This is a genomic window from Bythopirellula sp., from assembly GCF_041737835.1.
In the GTDB taxonomy this organism is placed as follows: Bacteria; Planctomycetota; Planctomycetia; order Pirellulales; family Lacipirellulaceae; genus Bythopirellula.
Map to the genome: position 1 here is coordinate 1 of NZ_JBGSQY010000016.1, position 1,506 is coordinate 1,506.

Below are 1,506 nucleotides of genomic sequence, written 5' to 3' on the forward strand. Positions count from 1 at the left end.
CGATTGACGAATTGATTCTCTCGGCCGCCGAGGTCGAGATTCGGGCCAGCGGCAAACAGCCGACGGTCCACATCGTGGCTTACACCGGCGGGTTGATGACAGTACCAGGGTGGGGGCCAATCGTGCTCGATCTCTCGGGCAGGCCTACATTAAGTTGCATACCGGCACCGCGCAGTTTGTTCGACCGTCCCTCGGTGCATGGACCTTGTATGGGCTGGGAACCGAAAACCAGAATCTACCAGGATTTGTCAGTCTGACGCCTCCGAGCGGCTTTGGTGGAGCGACGAACTATGGCAGTTCGTTTCTACCAGCCGTCTATCAGGGAACGCGTGTCGGACAAAGTGATCGCCCAATTCGATACGCAAGCGTCGCGAATCTGACCGCCAAACGGACCGATGTCGATCAGCGAAAGGAATTGGATTTCATTCAGTCGCTCAACCGCGAAAAGTTGAACCGCGACTCATTCAATCCAGCCGTGGATGGCGTGATTCAATCCTACGAACTGGCATTCCGCATGCAGCGAGAAATGCCGGATGTACTGAATCTGTCTCGTGAAACGGAAGCGACTCAGCAGGCTTATGGCATTGGATCAGCTCAGTGCGACGATATGGGGCGCAAATGCTTGCTCGCGCGGCGCATGGTCGAAGCAGGCGTGCGCTTTGTCGAGATCACTCATGGCAACTGGGATCATCATTTCAATCTCAACGCCAAACTCAAGCAGAGTTGTGATGAGGTCGATCAACCGATCGCCGCGCTACTGGCCGATCTGGCCCAACGAGACCTTTTAAGAGACACGTTGGTTGTCTGGATTGGCGAGTTCGGTCGCACGCCATACGCCGAAGGTCAGGAAGGTCGCGATCACAATACAAAAGCCTTTTCGATGTGGATGGCGGGCGGCGGTGTGAAACCCGGCATCGCTTACGGACGGAGCGATGACTACGGCTACGAAGCCGTTGAGAACCCGGTCCAGATCGCAGACCTCCACGCCACCATGCTGGCCATTCTGGGCCTGGACCACAAATCGCTCACCCACCGACACGCTGGCCGCGATTTCCGACTCACCGATGTAAAGGGTAATGTCATCAGCGACATCATTGCGTGAGAAGTTGTCTGTTCTATTTGAGGGCTCTCACGTCCTCCGGTTGTCTCAACCCGAATTCAATTGCGAAGTTCAAACGGAACTTCACCCCAGTGAGCCCAGCGATCGAATCAGGGAAGAAGTTGTGGTTGCAAAGCCACTGACCCCGGTCAGAAAAAGTTCTAATGGTGTCCTCTTGCCTCCAATCTGTCGGTGACTGCCAACTGACGCCGATCGTTGACATAAACCTTGCCCCAGCTAGGGTTATGTCGTTTCTGGGTAGAGTCGCTTGTATGTTCAAAAAAGGTTCTCAAGTTGGTTCAATGAAAGCTGCTGCTTCCTCTGCTGGCCGGCGGGGGAAGGGGCGGTCGCGTGGAGATCGATTGTGTCCCGGACCTCGCAAGGCCGAACAAAAGCAAGATCGCACG

General features: G+C 55.3%; 2 protein-coding genes. Both read left to right on the top strand.

Going from position 1 to position 1,506, the window contains the following annotated elements:
• A partial coding sequence (locus tag AC6T8Q_RS03415; RefSeq protein WP_500677743.1) for a hypothetical protein occupies nt 1-257 on the top strand: 257 nt, incomplete at its 5' end.
• Nucleotides 155-1,102 carry a DUF1501 domain-containing protein gene (locus tag AC6T8Q_RS03420; protein WP_500677744.1) on the top strand — a complete coding sequence of 316 codons (948 nt, stop codon included), beginning with the start codon at nt 155-157 and terminating at the stop codon, nt 1,100-1,102. The genes AC6T8Q_RS03415 and AC6T8Q_RS03420, both read left to right, overlap by 103 nt.
• The last annotated feature ends 404 nt before the right edge of the window (nt 1,103-1,506 follow it).